This window comes from Kitasatospora sp. NPDC056531, assembly GCF_042794375.1.
In the GTDB taxonomy this organism is placed as follows: Bacteria; Actinomycetota; Actinomycetes; order Streptomycetales; family Streptomycetaceae; genus Kitasatospora.
The window spans coordinates 1-21,100 of the sequence record NZ_JBHTTU010000087.1 but is presented as its reverse complement, the minus strand read 5'-3'; the positions used below and the strand labels follow the sequence as shown (position 1 = coordinate 21,100).

Annotated in this window: 16 protein-coding genes and 1 tRNA gene; 5 read left to right on the top strand and 12 right to left on the bottom strand. The window is 71.2% G+C overall.

Annotated elements, in window-relative coordinates; genetic code table 11:
- Positions 1–166: 166 nt before the first annotated feature.
- Complete coding sequence (locus ACFQ87_RS37225) at positions 167–1,015, bottom strand: helix-turn-helix transcriptional regulator (protein ID WP_380615372.1); 849 nt, start codon at positions 1,013–1,015, stop codon at positions 167–169.
- A 330-nt stretch (positions 1,016–1,345) separates the two neighbouring features.
- Positions 1,346–2,098 (bottom strand): SDR family NAD(P)-dependent oxidoreductase, encoded by a 753-nt coding sequence (locus ACFQ87_RS37220; RefSeq protein WP_380615371.1) that lies wholly within the window; start codon positions 2,096–2,098, stop codon positions 1,346–1,348.
- A 126-nt stretch (positions 2,099–2,224) separates the two neighbouring features.
- Between ACFQ87_RS37220 and ACFQ87_RS37215 the strand changes: the two genes are divergently transcribed.
- The 4 genes from ACFQ87_RS37215 to ACFQ87_RS37200 all read left to right on the top strand — a co-directional run bounded on the left by ACFQ87_RS37215 (position 2,225) and on the right by ACFQ87_RS37200 (position 7,305).
- Positions 2,225–3,136: a LysR family transcriptional regulator gene (locus tag ACFQ87_RS37215; protein WP_380615370.1), complete on the top strand. Its 912-nt coding sequence runs from the start codon at positions 2,225–2,227 to the stop codon at positions 3,134–3,136.
- 257 nt (positions 3,137–3,393) lie between these two features.
- On the top strand, positions 3,394–4,137 hold the full coding sequence (locus tag ACFQ87_RS37210; protein WP_380615369.1) for a dienelactone hydrolase family protein: 744 nt from the start codon (positions 3,394–3,396) through the stop codon (positions 4,135–4,137).
- A gap of 165 nt (positions 4,138–4,302) precedes the next feature.
- Positions 4,303–5,511, top strand: a complete 1,209-nt coding sequence (locus ACFQ87_RS37205) for a 4-hydroxybenzoate 3-monooxygenase (protein ID WP_380615368.1) — start codon at positions 4,303–4,305, stop codon at positions 5,509–5,511.
- A 51-nt stretch (positions 5,512–5,562) separates the two neighbouring features.
- Entirely contained in the window at positions 5,563–7,305 is a 1,743-nt protein-coding gene (locus ACFQ87_RS37200; protein ID WP_380615367.1) for a methyltransferase, read from the top strand.
- A gap of 53 nt (positions 7,306–7,358) precedes the next feature.
- Here the strand turns inward: ACFQ87_RS37200 and ACFQ87_RS37195 are convergent, their stop codons facing one another.
- The 10 genes from ACFQ87_RS37195 to ACFQ87_RS37150 all read right to left on the bottom strand — a co-directional run bounded on the left by ACFQ87_RS37195 (position 7,359) and on the right by ACFQ87_RS37150 (position 19,724).
- A complete protein-coding gene (locus tag ACFQ87_RS37195; protein WP_380615366.1) occupies positions 7,359–7,718 on the bottom strand; it encodes a nuclear transport factor 2 family protein in 360 nt (119 codons plus the stop codon).
- A gap of 81 nt (positions 7,719–7,799) precedes the next feature.
- Positions 7,800–9,059 carry an ATP-grasp domain-containing protein gene (locus ACFQ87_RS37190; RefSeq protein ID WP_380615365.1) on the bottom strand — a complete coding sequence of 420 codons (1,260 nt, stop codon included), beginning with the start codon at positions 9,057–9,059 and terminating at the stop codon, positions 7,800–7,802.
- A gap of 61 nt (positions 9,060–9,120) precedes the next feature.
- Positions 9,121–11,211, bottom strand: a complete 2,091-nt coding sequence (locus tag ACFQ87_RS37185) for a prolyl oligopeptidase family protein (protein ID WP_380615364.1) — start codon at positions 11,209–11,211, stop codon at positions 9,121–9,123.
- Complete coding sequence (locus ACFQ87_RS37180) at positions 11,108–13,093, bottom strand: MFS transporter (RefSeq protein ID WP_380615363.1); 1,986 nt, start codon at positions 13,091–13,093, stop codon at positions 11,108–11,110. The genes ACFQ87_RS37185 and ACFQ87_RS37180 overlap by 104 nt, the downstream gene beginning before the upstream one ends.
- Before the next feature lie 78 nt (positions 13,094–13,171).
- The gene (locus ACFQ87_RS37175; protein WP_380615362.1) at positions 13,172–15,526 is read right to left on the bottom strand and encodes a tetratricopeptide repeat protein; all 2,355 of its coding nucleotides are present in this window, start codon (positions 15,524–15,526) and stop codon (positions 13,172–13,174) included.
- 500 nt (positions 15,527–16,026) lie between these two features.
- Positions 16,027–16,320: a DUF1330 domain-containing protein gene (locus ACFQ87_RS37170; protein ID WP_380615361.1), complete on the bottom strand. Its 294-nt coding sequence runs from the start codon at positions 16,318–16,320 to the stop codon at positions 16,027–16,029.
- 109 nt (positions 16,321–16,429) lie between these two features.
- Positions 16,430–17,848 carry an MFS transporter gene (locus ACFQ87_RS37165; protein ID WP_380615360.1) on the bottom strand — a complete coding sequence of 473 codons (1,419 nt, stop codon included), beginning with the start codon at positions 17,846–17,848 and terminating at the stop codon, positions 16,430–16,432.
- Between the two features lie 26 nt (positions 17,849–17,874).
- A complete protein-coding gene (locus ACFQ87_RS37160) occupies positions 17,875–18,237 on the bottom strand; it encodes a MarR family winged helix-turn-helix transcriptional regulator (RefSeq protein WP_380615359.1) in 363 nt (120 codons plus the stop codon).
- A 468-nt stretch (positions 18,238–18,705) separates the two neighbouring features.
- Complete coding sequence (locus tag ACFQ87_RS37155; protein ID WP_380615358.1) at positions 18,706–19,449, bottom strand: G1 family glutamic endopeptidase; 744 nt, start codon at positions 19,447–19,449, stop codon at positions 18,706–18,708.
- A 203-nt stretch (positions 19,450–19,652) separates the two neighbouring features.
- Positions 19,653–19,724 (bottom strand) — tRNA-Glu (locus ACFQ87_RS37150).
- Positions 19,725–19,980: 256 nt separating this feature from the next.
- On the opposite strand from ACFQ87_RS37150, the gene ACFQ87_RS37145 reads away from it, so the two are divergent.
- Positions 19,981–21,021 (top strand): helix-turn-helix domain-containing protein, encoded by a 1,041-nt coding sequence (locus ACFQ87_RS37145; RefSeq protein WP_380615357.1) that lies wholly within the window; start codon positions 19,981–19,983, stop codon positions 21,019–21,021.
- Positions 21,022–21,100: the final 79 nt, after the last annotated feature.

Sequence of the window (21,100 nt, the reverse complement as noted above, 5' to 3'; positions counted from 1 at the left end):
TGTGGTGGTGGGGGGGGGGGGGGGGGGGGGGGGGGGGGGGGAGGAAAAGGAGGGGGGGGGGGGAATGAGCGGGTCCGGGCTTTGTTCTCCCCCCCCCCCCCCCCCCCCCCGCCCCCGTCGGGCGCAGCGGTGGCCTGACGACCTCCTGGCGGACCGGCCCGTCGACTCAGGCCACCGCGCGGTCGGGACCGGCCAGTTGTCCCAGCAGCAGCCTGAAGGAGGCCGAGGCGGCGGTCTGTTCGTCCGGTGCGTACAGGTGCAGCCTCAGGTGCGGTGCCTCGCTGAGGTCCAGTGCGGTGTGCTCGAAGGTGAGCGGGCCGCACCGGGGGTGGGTGACGGTCTTGGTCGTCCGGGTGGCCAGGCTGATCTCGTGCCGGTCCCAGAAGGTGCGGAACAGCGGGCTCTCGGTGCGCAACCGCTGGGCGACGTCCATGAAGTGGTGGTCGTCCGGGTAGCGCGCCGCCTGGGCGCGGAGGAAGCCGATGACCTCCCCGGCCACCGCCTCGACGTCCGGGAACCTCGCGCGCCAGTCGGCGTCCAGGAAGAACCGGACCGCCTGGTTGTTGTTCTCGTCGGTCAGTCCGAACACCTCGCGGGCGGCCCTGTTGAACACCGGGATGTTGCCGTAGCGGTCCACCAGTTTCGCCGGGAACGGCATCCATCGGTCGACGATCCGCTGGAGCCTCGGCGGGATGCCCTCGGTGTGGGCGTCGCGCGGCAGCGGGGAGTTGAGGCCGGCCAGCCGGTGCAGGTGGGCCCGCTCCGGCTCGCCCAGCCGCAGGGCCCGGCTCACCGCGTCCAGGACCTCGGGCGAGACCTTGATGTCCCGGCCCTGTTCGAGCCAGGTGTACCAGGAGACGCCGATCCCGGCGAGGACGGCCACCTCCTCCCGTCGGAGCCCGGGGGTCCGCCGGAATCCGGCCGAGGGCAGGCCGACGCCCTCCGGCTTGAGGGCGGCGCGACGGCTTCGCAGAAAGTCTCGCAGTTCCGCCCTTCGGGCCTGCAGTGGATTCATCCCGTCAGGTAATTTCTGCATGTCACCCAGCCTAACCCCAAACTTTTCGGGCCAGCCGTCACCTGGCTGTCAATCGGGCCTCAGAAGCCGGTCCGACCTGCCGGTATAGGTTAATCGACTAGCTCGCACACAGAATACGGAACCTCAGGTTCTATTCTTGACGAACCTATTCCGGACATTTACCGTCCACGGTGGATCCGGGAATAGCGCGTCAGCGGCGCGCCGAAATGCCGGGCCGCCACGGCGGGAGCCCCGGGCGGGTTCCGGAGCTTCCGCGCGCGTTCCGTGTCGGTTCCGTGCGGGTTCCGCTGATCCCGTGAAGGCCGCCCGTCACCGCGGGTGGATGCCGCCGTCCAGCCCGATCACCTGGTTGGTGAGGTAGCCGTTGCGCAGCACTGACATCACCAGGTCCGCGACCTCCTCCGGGCGCCCGTAGCGGCCGACCGGGACGGCGGGCGTGAGGCTGCCCTCGGTGAGCGAGGGCAGCATCCGGGTGTTCTCGATCAACGCCGGCGCCACCGCGTTGACCGTCACCCCGTGTCCGGCGACCTGCGGCGCCAGCGAGTGCACCAGACCGTGCAGCCCCGCCTTGGAGGCCGCGTAGTGCGGGCCGACGATGCCGCCGATGAAGGCGGCCGTCGAGGAAATGAACACCAGTCGGCCGTACCGGCGGGCCATCATCGCCGGGATCACCTCCTGGGCCAGCAGGAACGGCGCCCGGAGGTTCACCGCGAGGGTGCGGTCCCAGGTCCTGGTGTCGACGGCCAGGCGAATCCGGCGCGGCGCGCAGCCGGCATTGGGAATCAGCACGTCGATCGGGCCGAGCGCGTCGGTGGCCTCCCGGACCAGCCGTTCCGGGGTCCGGGGATCGGCCAGGTCGCCGCGCAGGGCCACCGCGTCCAGCCCGATGTCCCAGGCCTCCTCGGCCAGTAACTCGGCCTCGTCGTAACGGCTGTTGGCCACGAAGGCCACCCGCGCCCCGGCCGAGATCAGCCGGCGGCCCAGCGCGCCGCCGATCCCGCCGGACGCCCCGGTCAGCAGCACCACCCGCCCGGCCAGACCCGATTCCTCCAGGTGCATCATCAGCTCTTCCTCCCACCGGTGCGGATCAACGACACCTCACCATGCGGTCGTCGGGCTTCCGGTGTCCAAGACTCATTCCCGAAGCTGTCATACCCTGCGGGCATCACAACTGAGGAGTGATGCCCGGTGGACCTGGACCTGAGGAAGCTGCGCTACTTCGTGGCCGTCGCGCAACGGCAACACTTCGGCCGCGCCGCCGAGGAGCTGCACATCGCCCAGTCCGTGCTGTCCCGTCAGATCATGGCACTGGAACGGGAGTTGCGCGTCCAGCTGTTCGTCCGGACCAGGCGCACCACCGGGCTGACCCCGGCCGGCGAACAGCTGCTGGCCGACGCCGGACCGCTGCTGGCGAACGCCGAGGCGATCCGCCGACGGGTCGCCCGGGCCGGCGGCTCGGGGCCGCTCGGCTTCACCGTCGGCTTCATGCCCGGCCTGATCGTCACCCCGGCAGTCAGGGTCATGTCGGAGCACCACCCCGAACTGGCCGTCGAGGTGCTCCGCACCAGCTGGGACGACCAGGTCCAGGTGATCAACGACGGCCGGGTGGACGTCGGCTACCTCCGGCTGCCGGTCGACCAGCGTGGACTGACCGTCCTCCCCCTGCTCACCGAACCCCGCGTGGTGGTGCTCCCGGCCGACCACCGGCTGGCCGGCCTGAGCGCCGTCACCCTCACCGACCTCGCGGGCGAGCAACTGCTGCAGAACCCCGAGGCCGTCCTGCCGCCGCAGGACGCGACCACCCTGCGGGACGGCCGGGCGCGGCCCTCCGTCCAGGCCATCCGCACCGTCGAGGAGAAACTGGAGTACGTCGCCGCCGGCCACGGCATCGTCCTGCTGCCGCTCTCCGTCGCCACCTTCTACACCCGCCCCGACGTCACCCACCTGCCCGTCCACGGCCTGCCGCCCAACCAGGTGGCGCTGGCGTGGGACCGCAACCGCACCAGCCGGCTGATCGAGGAGTTCGCCGGCATCGCCGTCACCCTCCAGGCCGCCCCGCTCAACCCCGTCGGCGCCCGCCCGGCCACCGCGCACGGCTGAACGCCACCGGCCTTCGCCCCGGCGGCAGTTGGGAAGGTCGGGGCTGACATCGGCCGGTCCGGTGGGCTATGGTGTCCGGCGATGACTACCGGGACGGCCTTGCGCCACGCACGAATTGGTGACCCGGCGCTCCGCTGAGCGCCGTACGGGCCACCGCGGGCCCGCAGTTCGATCGAGGATCCGGCGCCGTCGCGCGGGCTCCGCCTCCGTCGTGTTGACCACACGCTCGACACGTCAACCACGACAGGAGACCTCCCTTGCGCACCAAGACGCTGACGATTCCCACCCCGGACGGCCAGGCCGACGCCTTCGCCGCCCACCCCGACCGCGACGGGCGGCACCCCGGGGTGCTGATGTACGCGGACGCCTTCGGCATCCGGCCCGTACTGCGGGAGATGGCCCGCGAACTGGCCGGGCACGGGTACTACGTACTCGTCCCCAACTTCTTCTACCGGCACGGTCCGACACCGGTGGTAGAGCTTCCCGAGTACATCGGAGAAGAGGCCCGGCCCGCGGTCGTCGCCCGGCTGATGCCCTTGATCAGGACGCACACCGCCGAACGCGTCCTCAGCGACGCCGACGCCTACCTCAGCTTCCTCACCGCCCAGCCCGAGGTCGCTGCCGGACCGGTCGCCGTGACCGGCTACTGCATCGGCGGCCTCCTGGCGATGCGCACCGCCGCGGCCCACCCCGGCCGGGTGGCCGCCGTCGCCGGATTCCACGGCCCCGTGGGCTCCGACGGGCCCGACATGCACCGCCTCGTCTCCAAGCTCACCGCCCAGGTCCACCTCGGCCACGCCGAGACCGACATGACGCCCGAGACCCTCGGCGAGCTGAACCGCGCCCTGGACGCCGCGGGCGTCGACTACACCTCCGAGATCTACCCCGGCACCGTCCACGGCTTCACCATGTCCGACACCGACACCTTCAGCCCCTCCGGACTGCGGCTGCACTGGGAGCGCCTGCTGCCCCTCCTCGGCCGCACCCTGACGCACGACTGAGGCTCCGGCCCGGAAGGCGGGTTCGGCGGGCGGGCTCTGCGGGCCCGCCCGCCCGGTGTGCCACCGCCGATGGACAGGACTCGGGTAAAAGATCATCACTCCATTCACCAAAATGAGCTATTTCCCCCCTTCTCTGTATCCACCCCCGGCTATGATCCACTCCTCGTGACTGACCGTCAGACAAGCACAGCAGCCCACGGCTCCGCCGACGTCGTCATCCTCGGCGCCGGACCGGCCGGACTGACCCTCGGAAATCTCCTCCTCGCCGCCGGGATCGACTGCGTCGTCCTCGAACGCGCCGACCGCACCCACGTCCAGACCCGGGCCCGGGCCGGCTTCCTCGCCGCGAACACCGTGCGCGTCCTGGACCGCCACGGCCTGGCCGAAGGCCTGCACCGACGAGGCATTCCCCATGGCACCTGCGAGTTCCGCACCGAAGTCGGCCGCTTCCGGCTCGACTACAGCACCCTCGGCCGCGGCGAGCAGCACACCGTCTACCCCCAACAGGACCTGGTCACCGACCTGCTGACGCACTACCGGGCGGCGGGCGGACGGATCCACTTCGAGACCGAGGCCCTGACCGTGGACGACGCCGCCGGCGCCCGACCCACGGTCACCGTCCGCGACGCCGACGGCCGCCCCGGCCGGTGGCAGGCCCGCTACGTCGCGGGCTGCGACGGCCGCCACGGCGCGGCCCGGCGCTCACTGCCCTCCACCGCCCGCCGCCACCACCGCGACCACGGTGTCAGCTGGCTCGGCCTGCTCGCCGAGGCACCCCCGAGCCTGGACGCCGTCGGCTACGCGCTGCACGGACGCGGCTTCGCCGGGCACATGGCCCGCACCGCGGAGGTCACCCGCTACTACCTGCAGTGCGAGCGCGGCGCCGCGCCCGACGCGTGGTCGCAGGAGCGGATCTGGGACGAACTCGGGCTGCGCATGGGCACCGCCGACCACGGCCCGCTGCACCAGGGCAGGATCTTCCAACGCTCTGTCATCGACCTGCAGTCCGACGTCATAGAACCCCTGCGGCACGGCTCGCTCCTGCTGGCGGGCGACGCCGCGAGCCTGCCCGCCCCGGCCGCCGCCAAGGGCGCCAACCTCGCCGTCCTGGAGGCCGAACTCCTCGCCGAGGCCCTGATCGACGACCTCACCCACGGCCACCCGGCGACGCTCGACCAGTACTCCCAGCGCTGCCTGGCCCACATCTGGCGCGCCCAGGAGTTCTCGCACTGGATGATCCAACTGCTGCACGCCCCGCTCGGGTCGGACGAGGAATCGCACTTCCACGAATCCCTGCGGCGCGCACGCATCGAATCGCTGCGCACCTCGCGCACCCACCAGGACTGGTTCGCCGAGAACTACGTCGGCATCTGACCCGCCCGGCCCCACACCTCACCCCTCACAGCTTCGAAGGACGCCCCCACCATGACGGCGACACCTCCCGGCGACGCGGCCTACCTGCGCGCGACCGCCGACTTCGTCAGGGACCACGACACCGCGACCCTGCTCCCGCTCCTGCTGCCCGGTCTCGACGGCGCCGAACTGCGCTCGCTGGCCGGGCACTGCCGCTTCGCGCACGCCGCGCTGCTCCTCCTGCCGCCGGACGAGGAGACGCTGCGCACCCAACTCGTCGCCTGCAACCTAGACTTCGACGCGAATCCGCAGCCCAGCGTGGTGGTCCGCCGACGCCTGGCCGAACGGCACGGACGCGACGAGGCCGAACTCGACGTCACGATCCTGCGCCCGTCCGTACCCGGCGCCCCGAAGGAACGGACCGTCGAGATCTTCGCCCTGACCGTACCGCCCGGCTCGGACCTGGCCGAGCTCGCCGCACACGAACGCGAGCACCAGCACGAGTCCCACCTCGCCTTCGAGGTCCAGCACCCGGACCCGCTCGCCCTGCGCGGCCTGTGCGCACTGCTGGCCCGGCACGGCGCCGCCCCCGACGGCGGCGGCTACAACCCCCACGAGGACGCCACCGTCCTCTACTTCACCGCTCCCGCCGACTCCCGGACCGGCTACCGCCGCGTCGAGCTCCACGCGGGCGGCGACCACCCCGGCGTGCTCGCCGACCACCTCGGCTCCACCGGCGCCGACCGCGAGCACCGCTCGGCCGAGACGCTGCTGCACCTGCTCACCGGTGCGTGGACCACCCAGGCCCTCGCGGTCTCCGTCCGACTCGCACTGCCCGACGCCCTCGACACCCGCACCGCCGCTGACGCACCGGCGCTGGCCCACACCCTCGGCGCCGACCCGCAGAACCTCGGGACCCTCCTGCGCTACCTCACCATGCTGAACGTGGTCACCGAGCACCACGACGGCTACCGCCTCACCGAACTCGGCACCCTGCTGCGCGCCGACACCCCGGGCTCGATGGGAGCCCTGGCCCTGATGTACGGCGGCCCGTTCTACCAGTCCTTCGCCGCCCTGGAGCACACCGTCCGCACCGGCGAGGCCGCCTTCGACCACCTCTTCGGCGAGAACCACTTCATCCACTTCGCCCGCGACCCCGAACTGGCCTCGCTCTTCGACCAGTCCATGGCCGCCAGCGCCCGCATGTTCGACCCCGTCCCCGCCCACCCGGCCGTCACCGCCGCCGCCGCGGCACCCCGCCCGGGCACCGTCGTCGACATCGCGGGCGGCAACGGCGAACTGCTCGGCCGCCTGCTCACCGCCCACCCCCGGTTGCAGGGCGTCCTGCTGGAGCGCCCGCACGCCGTCGAGGCCGCGCGCACCCGACTCGACGCGCTCGGCTGCGGCGACCGCAGCAGCTACGTGACCGGCGACTTCGCCGACGTCCCCACGGGCGCGGACGTCTACGTCCTGTCCCGCGTCCTGCACGACTGGGACGACGCCCGCTGCGCCGAGATCCTGCGCCACTGCGCCCGCGCGATGCCCGCCCACGCCGACCTGCTCATCATCGAACGCGTCCTGCCCGCCGACTCCTCCACCTCCCTGGCCACCGCCTGGGACCTCCACATGATGGCCAACACCGGCGGCCGTGAACGCCGCGCCGACCACTACGCCCGGCTCCTCGCCGACGCCGGCCTCCACCTCCTCGACGACGCGACCCCCCTGCCCCTGGGAGCCACCGTCCTCCACGCCCGCCGCACCACCGCGCCCCTGCCCCACCCCGCCCAGGCCCCGGAGGCGACCCAGCCGGCCTGAGGAGACGAGCTCAGGTGCGGGGCCGAGGTCAGTAGATCCGGCCCGTCTGCGCCTCACACCGCGGGCCCGTAGGCACCGAAGCCGCGGCAGACCAGGCCGTCGCGGAAGGTGAGGACCTCGGCGACGGCCCACCCGCGCTCATTGCGGTAGTTGATGACGAGGGTGTCGACGGAGGCGCGGACGTCCTCGACCGTGAAGTGCAGATCGGGCAGGTGCTCCAGGCCCTTGGCCCAGTAGGCGCGCAGGGCGTCCTTGCCGCGCACCTCGCCGGACGGGTCTCCGATGATCTCGACGATCCGCGGCGAGGCGAAGACGACGTCCTCGGTGTAGTGGGCGAGGATGCGCTCCAGGTCGTGCGAGTTCCAGGCGGCGGCCCAGTCCTGGGCGAAGCGGGTGGCGAATTCGAGATCCATGACCAAGGACGGTACGACAACCGGCCCGTCCCCGCCCGCGATTCCAGGATCCGGTCACAGCGGTCACAGAGGTCACACCGGTCACCCGACGTCGTAGAAGCCGTCGCCGTCCAGGTGGCGCGCGGTCAGGATGTCGTGCAGCACCGTGCTCTGCGTATCGTGCACCAGATAGACCCGCATCGGATAGGTCCAGTCGTCCACCGACCGGTGGATCCAGCCGCCGGGCCGGACGGTCAGGGCGAGGTCGTGGAAGCTGTCGAGCGCGCGCAGCTGCGCCATCTTCGGATAGCCGCGCAGGATGCCGACCGCGGGCGAGACCATGTTCACGAGCCCGGCATGCCTGGCCAGTTCGTAGGCGTCGTCCCAACGCGCCAGGAAACGTTCGGGGTTGACGTACGCGTCGACGGTCCAGTCCAGCTGGCTCTCGCCGATCGCGGCCTTCACCGGGACGTGGAGGTCGGCGCCGCAGGCCCGGGCGGCCGTCTCGATCAGACGCGGCCCGTTCGGTGTCAGTTTGAGCTCGGTGTGCGCGGGGCCGTCGAGCACGCCCAGGGCGTCGAGGACCTGGCAGGTGTACGCGGCCAGGGCGTCCTGGTCGGCGCCGTGCCGGGGCAGCAGTTGGGCGCTGCCGCCGAGGTCGCGGACCCCGTTGGCGCTGATGTGGTGCATCATCCAGATGTCGGTGACGTGGTGCCTGCCGCCCAGGCTCACGGTGTTCACGATGTACTCGGCGCCGACGAGGTACTCCTGGGCGAGCACCGCGCGGTTCCGGGCGCCCAGGGCGCTGTCGGCGCCGATCAGCGCGTCGAAGGCCGCGCGGACCTGGCCGGCGTCGTCACAGAAGTGGATGCCGTCGTTGCCCGCGCTCTTGACCGGTTTCAGCACCACGCGGCCACCCGCCTTGGCGTACCAGTCGAGCAGGGTGTCCAGGTCGGTGGCCAGGATCTGTTCGACAGCGGGCAATCCGGCCGCCCGCACGGTCTCCATCATCCGGTACTTGTCCCGGCGGGCGCTGCTCAGTGCCGTCCCGTTGGTCCGCAGCCCCAGGCTCTCGCTCAGGACGTCGGCCAGTTCGACCCCGCTCTCGATGCCCGGCAGCAGGCACCCCGGCGCGAGCCGGGCGACGGCCTCGGCCGTGCGCGCGACATCGCCGTCGTGCACGAGGTCGGCAATGAAGTCGTCCGGCCGGAAGCTGCGCTCGTACGCGGGGTTGGTGGTGGCGGCGCTGCGTACGTGGACGCAGTCGAAACCGCGCTCCCGGAAGATCGGGGCGAGACAGCGGCCGCTGGAGTAGGCGTCGACGATCGCGACGACGCGGCGGGCGGGCGGCTGGTCACTCATCTGAACCTCGATGTCGTCTGGGCGGTTGCCAGGGCGGATTGGTGGTCAACCTGCGGCGGATTCACGGCAGTTCGAGCCCGGTGTAACGGGCGAGGAACGCCAGGATGTCGGCGGCCAGGGCGGCCACCCGGGTCATCGACCGGCCCTTGTGCCCCACCTCGGACTCGCTGCGCAGCAGGACCGGCGCACTGCCGCTCGTGGCGTGCTGGAGTGCGGCGCACATCTTCCGCGCGTGCATCGGATCGACCCGTGCGTCGTTCTCGGACACGGTGAACAGGACGGCCGGGTACGCCTCCCCCTCCCGCACCTGGTGGTACGGGGAGTACCCCAGGAGCCAGCCGAGTTCCTCGGGGTCGTCCGCGGACCCGTATTCGGCGACCCACAGGCGTCCGAGCCCGAAGCGCTCGTACCTGACCATGTCCAGCAGCGGCGCCTCGCACACCACCGCCCGGTAGCGGCCGGGCCGTTGGGTGAGCGCGGCGCCGACGAGCAGGCCCCCGTTGGATCCGCCGTGGATCCCGAGCTGGGCCGGGGTGGTCCAGCCACCGTCGATCAGCGCCTGTGCGGCGGCGTGGAAGTCGTCGAAGACCTGCTGCTTGTGCTCGCGCATCCCGGCCCGGTGCCAGTCCTCGCCCTCCTCGCCGCCGCCGCGCAGGTGCGCCACCGCGTGGACGCCGCCGGCCTCGACCCAGGCCAGGACCGACGGATCGTAGGCGGGGACCATGGACGAGCCGAACCCGCCGTAACCGAAGAGGATCGTCGGACGCGGCCCGCTGCGCTCCAGCGGCTCCACCACCAGCATGCGGACCGTCGTGCCGTCGGTGGAGCGGTAGGCGATCTGCGAGCTCCGCACCTTCGGGACCTGCACCATGCCGGGCGTGGCGGCCCAGACGCCGGTGGTGCCGGAGCGCGCGTCGTACCGCAGGATCGACCCCGGCGAGGTGCTGTCGGTGTAGGAGAACCAGGCTTCGTGGCCGCCCTCCGGCCGTTCGTGGAGGCCGCCGATCGCCCCGACGCCCGGCGTCGGCACGGTGCCGAGGCGGTCGCCGGTCTCCAGGTCGTGGACCGTCAGTTCGTTGACGGCGTGCCGGATCCAGCAGACCAGCAGGCGCGGCCGGTCCAGCTCGGGACCGTCCAGGATGGCGAAGTCCGTCAACACGGCCTCGGGGTCCTCCGGCACCAGGTCGCGCCAGGACCCGTAGGACAGGTCGGACGGGGAGGCCACGCAGAGCCGCGAGCGCGGCGCGTCCCGGTCCGTGAACAGGTAGGCCCGGCCGTCGCGCCACATGTACAGGCCGGTGTCGGCGTCGGCGCCCACCTGGACGGGGCGGAACACCGGCTGCTGCGGCGTACCGGCCGACAGGTCGCCGAGCCAGAGGTCGCTGCGGTTCTCGGTGCCCCGGGACACCCCGAGGCTCAGCCAGCGTCCGTCCTGGCTGACCAGGATGCCGAAGTCACTGGTGTCGGGCAGGCCGTCCCCGAACACCAGGACGTCCTCCAGCTCGGGATCGGTGCCGACCCGGTGCAGGTAGACCCGCCGCCCGCGCCCCGGCCCAGCGGCCGTCGACGTCCCGTCGCCGACTTCCGGCAGCTGGCGGACGTAGTAGTAGGCGGCGCCACCGGGCAGCCAGGCGACGGCCGAGTGGCGGGTGCGCGGGATGGGGCCTTCCACCAGTTCGCCGGTGGCGACGTCCAGCACGTGGAGGTGGGACTCCTCGTTGCCGCCCCGGGAGATCTTGTAGGCGAGCCGGCGCCCTTCCGGATCCGGCTGCCACGCGTCCAGGGTGGTGCCGCCGGAGGGGTCCAGCCGCAGCGGATCGAGCAGGACGCGCTCCTCCCCCGTGGGCTCCACGGTGAGCAGCACGGCGCGCTCCTGGTCGGGGAGACGGCGGGTGAAGAACTGCCGACGGCCGCGCCAGACCGGCGCGCTCACACTGCCGGTTCCCAGCAGTTCGGCGATCCGCCCGCGCAGTTCGGCCCGTCCGGGCAGTTCGCCGAGGACGCGGTCGCACAGGTCGCGCTGCGCGGCCGACCAGCGCCCGGTCTCCTCACTCCGCGGGTCCTCCAGCCACCGGTAGGGGTCCTCGACCACTCTCCCGTGCAGCTTCTGTGCTTCGGAACTCCGGTGTGCGGGCGGGTAGTCGAAGGTCATCGTTCAGCTCCTCGGGGGGCGACTTCTCTGCGGGCAGGTGCTGGGCGAGGGTGTGGAACCCACCGCCGAAGAAGACCAGGGGCCCCTCCCCCTCCTCCTGCGGATCCGGCCGGGCGAACGAGAGGACCTCGGCCAGGAGGATCGAGTGATCGCCGACCGGGATGACCGTCCGCACCCGGCATTCGATCCACGCGGTGCCGGCCTCCAGCAGCGGCGCGCCGCTGTCCTTGCCGGGCCTCCAGGGGTACCCGTCGAACTGGGTCTCCCCCGTCGGCCGGTCACGCTTGGCGAAGTGCACGGCGGTGTCCCGCTGTCGGGCCGAGAGCACGGTGATCCCCAGCGGCGATCCCTCGGCGACCAGGGCGTCCAGGCGCGAACCGCGCTCGACGCAGACCATGACGAGCGCCGGGTCGAGCGACACGGTGACGAAGGAGTTGACCGTGGTGGCGTGCGGGATCCGGTCGCGGACCGTCGACGCGACCGTCACGCCGGTGGCGAAGGCCCGTCCGGCCTGCCGCACCAGCAGCGCGACCGCTGCCGCCTCGGCCTTCGGGGTCTGACGGTCCTCAGGAGCCTCATGCTCCTCGGAGGGCTCGTGGCCCATCGGGGACTGGGGAGTCTCAGGGAACTCGGGAGTCCCGGGCGCCTTGTCCCCGTACCGCCGCAGCGCGGCGCCGCCGACCAACGCCGAGGCCAGGGCGGCGGCCGCGGCCAACAGCAGCAACACGGTGAAGGAACGCCGCATCGAGCCGGCTCCGGAGCCGGACCCGGATCCGGAGCCGGTGACCGCCATGAACAACAGGATGCTCACCGTCACGCCGGCGAAGGTCCCGAGGGTGAAGAGCCCGGACACCCGCCCGGCCACCGCGACCGGCTCGTTCTCCAGGATCCGCGACTGGAAGAGCACCGCGAACACCTGGCCGGCCCCCAGCATGACGGAGCTGGCGGGGACCGCGACCCAGGCGTTGGTCACGAACGTCATGCAGGCCAGGGACAGGGCGACGGCCAGGGCGGCGAGCACGCCCGGGCGCAGCCCCCGCTGCTTGCGCAGCCGTCCGGCGAGGGTGGCGCCGATCACCGCCCCGGCGCCGTTGGCGAGGTTGATGACGCTCAGCCAGGTGGCGCCGCCGCCGAGGAAGTCCCGTGCGACCACGTTCGGGTAGACGTTGATGAGCCCCGCACCGGCGTTCAGCGCGAAGACGCTGACCAGCAGCAGTCTGCTGCTCCCGGTCAGCCGCGGCCCGCCCGAGCCGGCCGCGACGGCACCGTGCTGAGCACCCGTGACCGCGGGTGCCGGCACCAGCCGGAGGAGCAGCAGCCCGGAGACGACGAAGGTGGCGATGTCCAGCCAGGTCAGCGTGGGCAGGTCGCTGACCTGCAGCATCAGGGGTGCGGCCGCGGTGCCCAGGATGAACATCGTCCAGTCGATCCGGGACACCGCCGCCAGTGCCGAGGGCATCCGTTCGGCTGGCAGGACCCGTCGCAGGTAGGCCGTCTGGGAGGCGGTGAAGAACGGCGTCAGCAGGCTGAGGAACGCCATGACGCCGATGGTGGCCGCTGAGGTGAAGCCGACGCCGGCCAGCTCGACGACGAGCAGCGCCGCGAGCACCCCGGCGCGCAGCGCGTCCAGCCCGATCAGGGTGCGCCGGGTGTCGTGGCGGTCGGCCAGGGGGGCCAGCAGCCGCGAACCGAACAGGATCGGCAGGTACACCAGCACGATCGCCGTGGTGAGCACCGCGTTGGAACCGTGGTTCTGGTTGTACGCGTAGTAGACGACCCCCGTGCGGAACAGCCAGTTGCCGAACTGGCTGACCGCGTACGCCGACAGCAGTGCACGGAGGGAACGACGCTCGGACTGTTCGCTGCGCTCAGCGGGTGGCACGTGGTGCTCCTTGTCGATGCCGGCGATGCACGCACCCGGACGCCGCGCGCTGTTTCGACGGGAGGTGTCACGGACGTCCTAGTCCGCCGCGGAGGCCGAGGCGTCGGACAGCCGGGCGTGCAGGTCGGCGAGGTCGACGGCGCCGGCACCGCGCTCGGCGGCGAGCTCGGTGTCCGCGCGGGCCCCGGCCGTGTCACCCAGTTCGAGGCGCAGCACGGCCCGGTTGTAGACGTAGTCCGGGTCGTCGGAGAGCTGGACCGCGCGGTCGAGGCAGTTCAGCGACTCCTGCGGGCGCCCGCTCGCGTGGAGGACGTGGGCGAGGTTGTTCCAGGCCTCGGTGAGCTTGGGGTTGCGGGCCACCGCGGTGCGCAGGCTCTCCTCCGCCTCGTCGGCGTGCCCGAGTTCGGACTGGGCCAGGCCCCGGTTGCTCCACGCCTGCGCGTTCCTCGGGTCGTGGTAGACGGCGGCGTCCAGGCTGACCAGCGCCTCGGTGGGATTGCCCCGCTTGAGGTGGAGCACCCCGAGCCCCAGGTGCGCCCGTGCCTCCCCGGGCTTGAGTTCCACCACGCGCCGGTAGTCGCGTTCGGCGCTGTCCGAGTCTCCGCGCTGGGTGTGCAGCCGGGCGCGGTTGAGGTGGGCCTCGTAGTACGGCGGGCACAGCTCGATGGCCCGCTCGTAGTACTCCAGGGCCTCCTCGAACCGTCCGGTGCGTTGCAGCATGTTGGCCAGGTCGTTGGCGTACTCCCCGTAGTTCGGGTCGAGACCGATGGTCCGCTGGTAGACCTCGTAGGCCTTCGGGAAGTCCTTGACCATCTCGTAGATCTGCGCGGTGTTGTAGACGAGGATCGACTGGTGCAGTGCGTACTTCTCGTCGCCGTAGATCTTCTGCATCCGGTCCATGCCCTCGGTGCAGAGCATGAGCGCCTCGTCCATTCGCCCCTGCCGGGCGCGGATGTAGGCGAGGGCGTTTTCCGCGAAGACCTTGATGTACTCGTATTTGGGGTGGTCCTGGAATTCCGTACCGAGTTTCTCCAGGTTGAGCAGGGCGAAGCGCTCGGCGGTGTCGAGGTCCGGCGGCGACTGGTACCGGCCGTGCGCCATGCTCTGTGAATAGAGCACCGTGGGCGTGTAAAGGCTCTGCGGGAAGTGCTGGTAGAAGGTGTCCAGGTACGGAATGGACACATGTGCCAGTCCGAGCGAGTACAGCACGAACGACATCCGCAGGTAGACCAGGTTGTGGGTCTGCCCGCCGCCGGGGAGGGTGCGCAGCTGGGGGTCCGCCCAGAAACGGGAGAAGAGGTCGAACCAGGTGTCGTAGAGGCCGATCTCCTGCAGCGAGATCGACAGCGGGGCGAGCGCCACCATCCGGTCGGCGGCGTCCCGCAGGCCGAGGTGGTGGATCGGATGGAGGACCTCCTCCGGCCCTCCGGCGAGGCCGGCGAGCACCTCCCGGTGGACCCGCTCTTTGGTGCCGCCGTCGTACGTCTCGTAGTTGCGCAGCACGATCGGATCGTCGTCCGAGCAGTGGGCCCGGACGTACCGCTCCAGCAGGTCGTACCTGGGCCGCTCGCCGAGCAGGCTCAGGTAGAGGTCGAGATGCGTCTCGAAGGTCAGGTAGTCGGGCAGCGAGACCTTCGCGTCGAGGCACCGCAGCAGCGCCGAGAGCCGGGCCGGCCTGCCCTGCGACAGCCGCCACAGGTCGTCGAACTGCTTGTCGGCCAGCGACCCGAAGCCCCAGCTCTCGATCAGCTCGCGGGCCTCGCCCTTGGAGAGCGGCGGCAGGGCGGCCCGGGCGGCGTGCTCGGCGAGGGCGACGTCCGGTTCGCCGTTGACCAGGAGGACGATCCTCACGCGCCGGCCCAGCGTGCGGCGGCGGGCGACGATGTCGAGGAACTGCGCCACCGTGGGCGACAGCCGCTCGGCGTCGTCGATGACCAGGGTGTACGGCTGCCCGGCCCGGGCGAGGAAGGCGTCGAGGAACTCGTACACGCCGTTGAGCAGTTTGCCCTGGTACTCGTGGAAGTAGAACCTGGTCCGCTCGTCCCGGCTGGCGACGCCGGTCAGGTCCTTCGGCACCCGGTAGGCCGGGGACTCGCGCTGCGGGAGGAGCCGCTTCAGCGACTGTTCGGCGGCCGCGACCAGCTCGGGGGCCTCGGCTTCCGCGACGGAGATCGCGTGGTCCAGCAGGGGCTGCAGGCCTGCCAGGTACCCGTGGGTCAGCTTGTCGCCGCTGCCCGACACCACGGTGCCCTCGGCTCGCGCGCTCGCCGCCGACGCCAACCACGCGCGCACCGTGTCGGCCTTCCCGGCGCCGTCCGGCGAGGTGACCAGGAGGAAGACCGGGCCGTCCGGTCCCGCGGACTCGAGTCGCCTTTCCGCGTCGTCCAGCTCTGCGAAGAAAGCAGGGCGCACCCGTGGGTGAAGAGCAGTCATGCCGGATTCTCCAAGGTCTCCCGAAGCGTTTCGTCCGAGGGAGTGGGAGGCCCGAAAGCGAGCGGACCTCCCACCGAATTCGCCTTAGCCGGCGACGTACGGCGTGGTGGTGCGAACGGTGTCCTGCTTCTCGGCGACCTTGACCTTCATCTCCTGTCACCTCCCCATCCTGTTGTAGGTGCCCGACTGTGGCCTCGGGCGCCCACAGCATGCGACCTAAGGCGTGATCATGTCAAGATTTTTCATTTGGACCATTCCCGCCTTTCCCACGAATCATCAATTACCCCCGGAATACCGGCTGTCGCAGCACTTTCGGGAGCGGTCCGGGTTCGGACGACGGAGGCGTGGTGAAAATCCGGTGACGGCCGGAAAGATCGTCATGGAATACCGGGTCTTCGAACTTAACCGTGCCCGGTGGGCACGGTCCGCTGTCAGGGCCTGACGAGCCGGGGTGATCCCCGCAGCCGACATCGTGTTTTCCCCTGACGCAGCATCGGTCGTCAGTCGAGGCCTTCGATGATGCGGAAGTCGCGCTCGACGCCGTCAGCAAGTACGGCCAGCGCCTCCTGGTAGGCCGCACTCGCGCGTGCGGCGACCGCCTGTTCGAAGCTGTCGAACTCGATCAGGACGGTGCGCTCGGAAATTCCGGCGTCGTGTACGACGACCCGGCTGCCGAGGGTGAGCAGCCGCCCACCCGCGGCCCTGACGGCTGGACCGGCCAGCTTGTCGTAGGCAGCCACCTTCTCGGGGTCCGCAACGGTGCGGTAGACACTGACCCAGTAGCCCTTGGCCACGGTACCTCCCGTGTTCGGAATTGATGCTCGGAAGCATGCTCAGATCCATGGCCGGCGCGCAATGGATCAGCGAGCCGACGGAGACGGCGTCGAAGTCGGACGGCTTCGATCAACCGGCTGGGGCTGCGATCGGATCGGTCTCGGGTGGGCGTCGGCGGGCGAGGACGAGGCTGGTCATCGTCGTGATCGCCATCGCGGCGACGCCGACCAGCGCCGCGGTGGTGTAGGCGCCGTCGTTCGGGAAGAGGCGGCCGGTGTCGGTGCCGGCGGCCAGGACCAGACCGCCGATGGCGCTGCCCAGAGAGTACCCGACGCTGCGGACGACGTAGTTGAAGCTCATGGCGCTCGACGTCTCGCTCTTGGGCGTGACGGCCAGGATGACGCCGGGCATGGCGGCCGAGAAGCTGCCGACGCCGAAGCCCAGCACGCCCATGGCCACGAGCAGTTCGGCCAGGTTGGACCGGGCCGCCGCGAACAGGACGAACCCGCCGCCGACGATGGCGGCGCTGCCGGCCAGGAGCAGGGGACCGTCGATCCGTTCGCGGACCCTCGGCGTGAGCTTGCCGGCGACGAACCCCAGCACGGAGAACGGGATGAGGACCAGCCCCGCCACGAAGGTGGTCAGCCCGAAGCCGTAGCCGGCGCTGTGCGGCGTCTGCGCGTAGCGGGTGATGAGCGTGAGCAGGAGGTACATGCCGCTCCCGCCGACGAACATGGCGATGTTCGCCCCGGCGACCGCCGCGTGCCGTACCGCCCGGACGTCGACCAAAGGCGTCGTGCTGCGCAGCTCGGAGGCGGTCCAGACGCACAGCAGAAACACGGCAGCGACGGCAAGGGTCACCGCCACGGCGAGGTGACGGCTCCACAGGCTCCTCTCGCTGGCCAGGAACAGGACGAGGAACAGTCCACCCGCCAGGACGAGCGCACCGGCCACGTTCACTCGAGCGGAGCGGCCTTCGGGGGCTGCGGGCATGGAGCGCCACGCGGTCAGGAAGGCGATGGCGGTGACGAGCAGGCCGAGGCCGTAGGCGGCCCGCAGTCCGCCGAACTCGGCGAGCAGCGCGGCCAGCGGGTAGCCGACGCCGGCTCCGATGATGGAGACCACGGAGATCAGGGCGATCGTGGCCGCGCTGCGCTCCTCGGGAAGATGGTCGCGGGCCACACCCATCATCAGCGCCGTGAGACCGAGTCCGACGCCTTGGGCCGCCCGGCCGACGAGCAGCCAGGCGAACGGCAGCGGCAGCACGGTGAGCGCGCTGCCCACGACGACGATCGCCAGCGTGGCGAGAATCGTGGCCCGTCGGAACGGACCGGCGCCGAGCCGGCCGAGGACGGGTGTGGCGACGGCACCGCTGAGCAACGAGATGGTCAGCGTCCACTGCGCGCTGTCGAGGGAGACGCGGAACGTGGTCGCCACGCTCGTGATGAGCGGCGTCCCGAGGCTGGCGACCGCCGCCACGACCAGGGCGATGAACATCAGGGCGGGGACCAGCAGACGTGCCTCGGAACGTATCAGGGCAGTACTCATGGGCTGGTCATGAGCCTGGGCCGCGGTCACCGGTCCGACTCCTCTCGGGCGTGGCTTTCGAGCTCTGCCAGATGCAGCAGCGCCGGAAGGGCTGCTGCCAAGGCCTCGACCTCGTCACCGGTGAGTTCGTCGATCAACCGCGCGTACGCGTCGACGCCCGCCTGGTGCCGTGTCCGGACGTACGATGCGCCGGCCTCGGTCAGGCACACCAGCGTGACCCGCTTGTCGGACGGATCGCCCTTCCGCTCGACCAGCCCGGATTCCTCCATCACCCGGACCAGGACGGTCATCGCGGGCTGGGTGACGCCCTCGGCCACCGCCAGATCGGTGATCCGTCGCGGGCCGGTCTTGTCCAGGGTGGCCAAGGTGGCGGCGGACGTCAGGCTCATGTCTCGGGGAAGGCGTCTCACGGCCCTGGTGGCCAGACCGTAGAGGGCTGACCCGATGGCATCGGAAGCGCCGTGCGCGGCGCCTTGGCGACTCATGCCTGAAGCATAGCAACTTTATATGCATCCTTTATGCATATCCCGATCAGGGGTCGTCGGCGCCGACCTCGACGCCGACCACCTCCACCCCGACCAAGCCGAACAGCCGCGCCGCATCGTCGGGCAAGCCCGTGGCCCTCCACGTGATCCTTCAAACGTCGCAACTCGACGAATCACAGAGCGTCACGGGCGTTCTGCACCCGTCAAGACCCTGACAGCGGACCGCGCCCACCGGGCACGGTTAAGTTCGAAGACCCGGAATGCCGCGCCGAATGGCCCCGAGGGCGACGGGCCGGATATTCGTACAGGGGAAGGGGCAACCGGTTCAGCGCGGCGTATCCGGCGCCCGGCCTCGCGGCCCCGTCCGTCGTGTCAGCTGTGCTTCCAGGTCACCGAGAAGGAGTTGCCCCCGCTCAGCCCGGAGGTGGTGGCCTTGGTGACGCCGCCGGAGGCCATGGTGATGCCGTCCGGGGAGAAGCCGCCCAGGCTCTGGCCGTTGGCGGTGGCGCCGGTGAAGGACACCGAGTGGAAGTCCGAGAGCGGGAGCACCCCGGTGGAGCTGGAGGGGGCTTCGGCGATCACCTCGGCCGAGGCGAGGGAAGCGCTCCTGAGGGACTTGTTGACGGTGTGGCTCCAGCCGGCCGTGGTATCGGAGAGGGTGAGGGTGAAGGAGCCGCTGCCGTTGGTGGTGACACTCGCGGTGAAGTGGTCGCCCGGCCGTACGGTGTTGCTGAAGTTGACCGGGTAGGCCGGGTACATCTCGTACCAGGAGGAGTACACCGGGGAGCCGTTCGAGCAGTCGGCCTCGGTGCCGGTCTGCTCGACGCTGTTGCTGCCGTCGCCGTCGAGGCCGACCCAGAAGCTGGACCAGGTGTTGCCGCCGGAGCAGGTGACGGTGGGCTGGACCCAGCTGGCGCTGACGCTGGTGAACCGGCTGCCGGTGGCGGCGTAGCCGGCCCAGTTGCCGCTGGTGCTGTGCAGGAGGCCGCCGCCGTGGTGGGCGAGCGGGGCCTGGACGAGGGTGGGGGCGGTGGCGGCGACGGCCGGTGCGGCGGCGCCCAGGACGGTCAGCAGGGCGGTGGACACGGCGAGGGTGCGCCGACGGGCTACGGACATGACTACTCCCTTGTGGGGGCGTGGAGTTGGCCGAGCGTCGACAAAGGTAGACCCGCCGGGCGAAAGCGGGGCGTTACGGGACGATAACGAAGCTGTGTTCAGCCCGTGGTGACGCCGCATCCGGCACCACCTCGTCGGCCCGCCGGACGAGCGCGGGAACGCCGCAGGGGCGGAAGTCGAAGTCGACTTCCGCCCCTGCGAGTTGGAGCGCCGGGCCCGAATCGAACGAACCCCTCCCACTGAAAGTGGGCGTGCTACCGCTGCACCACCGACGCCTGCTCCGGCCGGTCTTCGACCACTTCCGTGATCTTGTCCTGCCGACGACGAAGAAGTTACCAGCAGATGATCGGAAGATGGAAATCGCCGGTCGCCGGGACCGACTGGCCACCACCCCGGCAGGCGTCGTACCGTCACCGTCCCCTTACTCTCGGGCGGGTCACCGGGCCTGATGATGTAGCGGGAAGGCCTCGCCATGATGTGCGGGGAAGGCCACGTCGGCCGACAGGAGGAGAGCGTGCGCAGGAGGGAAGCGTGCAGGAGGGAGCGGTGGACGTGACCGCGATGGCGGGGAGTGTGTTCACGGGCGGGGGCCTGCCCGCGAACGAACGGTTCGACTGCTGGCGGGAGCTGGTCGGGCGGACCCGGGACAGCGAGATGACCAGTGCGCACGCCGACCACTTCGAGGCGGAGATGCGGCGCCTGGAGCTGGGGCCGGTGACCCTCCTCAGGTCGTCCTTCCCTCCCGCGCGGTTCCGACGGACCGCCAAGATGGTGCGGCGGTCGGACCCGGGGGTGTACCACCTGACGCTGGTGCTCGACGGCGGCCTGTCCCTGACCCGCGACGACCGTGCTCCGACGACCACCTTCAACCCGGGCGAGCTGTACGTGCTCGAAAGCTCACAGCCGTACGACGTACGGGGCGTCGGCGTCCGCGCCGCCGGCCGCACCGAACCTCGGATCGAAGCCGTGGGCCTGGACTTCCCCGTGTCCCTGCTGCCGCTGCCGCCCAGCCGCCTGCGCGAGTTGATGGGCCGGGCGTTCTCCGGACAGGAGGGCACCTGCGCGCTGCTCGCGCAGTTCCTCGTCGGCCTGGACCGGCAGGCCACGGCCCTCGGGCCGGTCGAGGCACCCCGACTGGGGACGATCGTGGTCGACCTGATGGCCGCCTGGCTGGCCCGGGAGCTCGACGCCGAGGCGGCGGTCCCGGACGACGCCCGGCAACGCGCCCTGGTGGAGAGCGTGCGGGCGTTCATCCGGCGCAACCTGCACGACCCCGAACTCTCCCCGTCCGTGATCGCCACCGCGCACCACATCTCCGTCAGCTACCTGCACCGTCTCTTCACCCAGCAGTCGCAGGGCGATACGGTCGCCGCCTGGATCCGTGGCCAGCGGCTGGAGAAGGCCCGCCGCGACCTCGCGGACCCGGCGCTGCGGGCCGTGCCGGTCCACGCGCTGGCCACCCGCTGCGGCATCCCCCGTGCCTCCGACTTCACCCGCTCCTTCCGGGCCGCCTACGGGATCCCGCCCAGCGAGCACCGTCGCCGGACGCTGTCCGGCAGCACGGGCGAGTAGTAGCGGCGGCGGGTGCCCGGTCCGGCGGGCCTGACCGGCTCGTACGGGCGGCGCGGTGGCCCGGCACGCACCCCCGTGG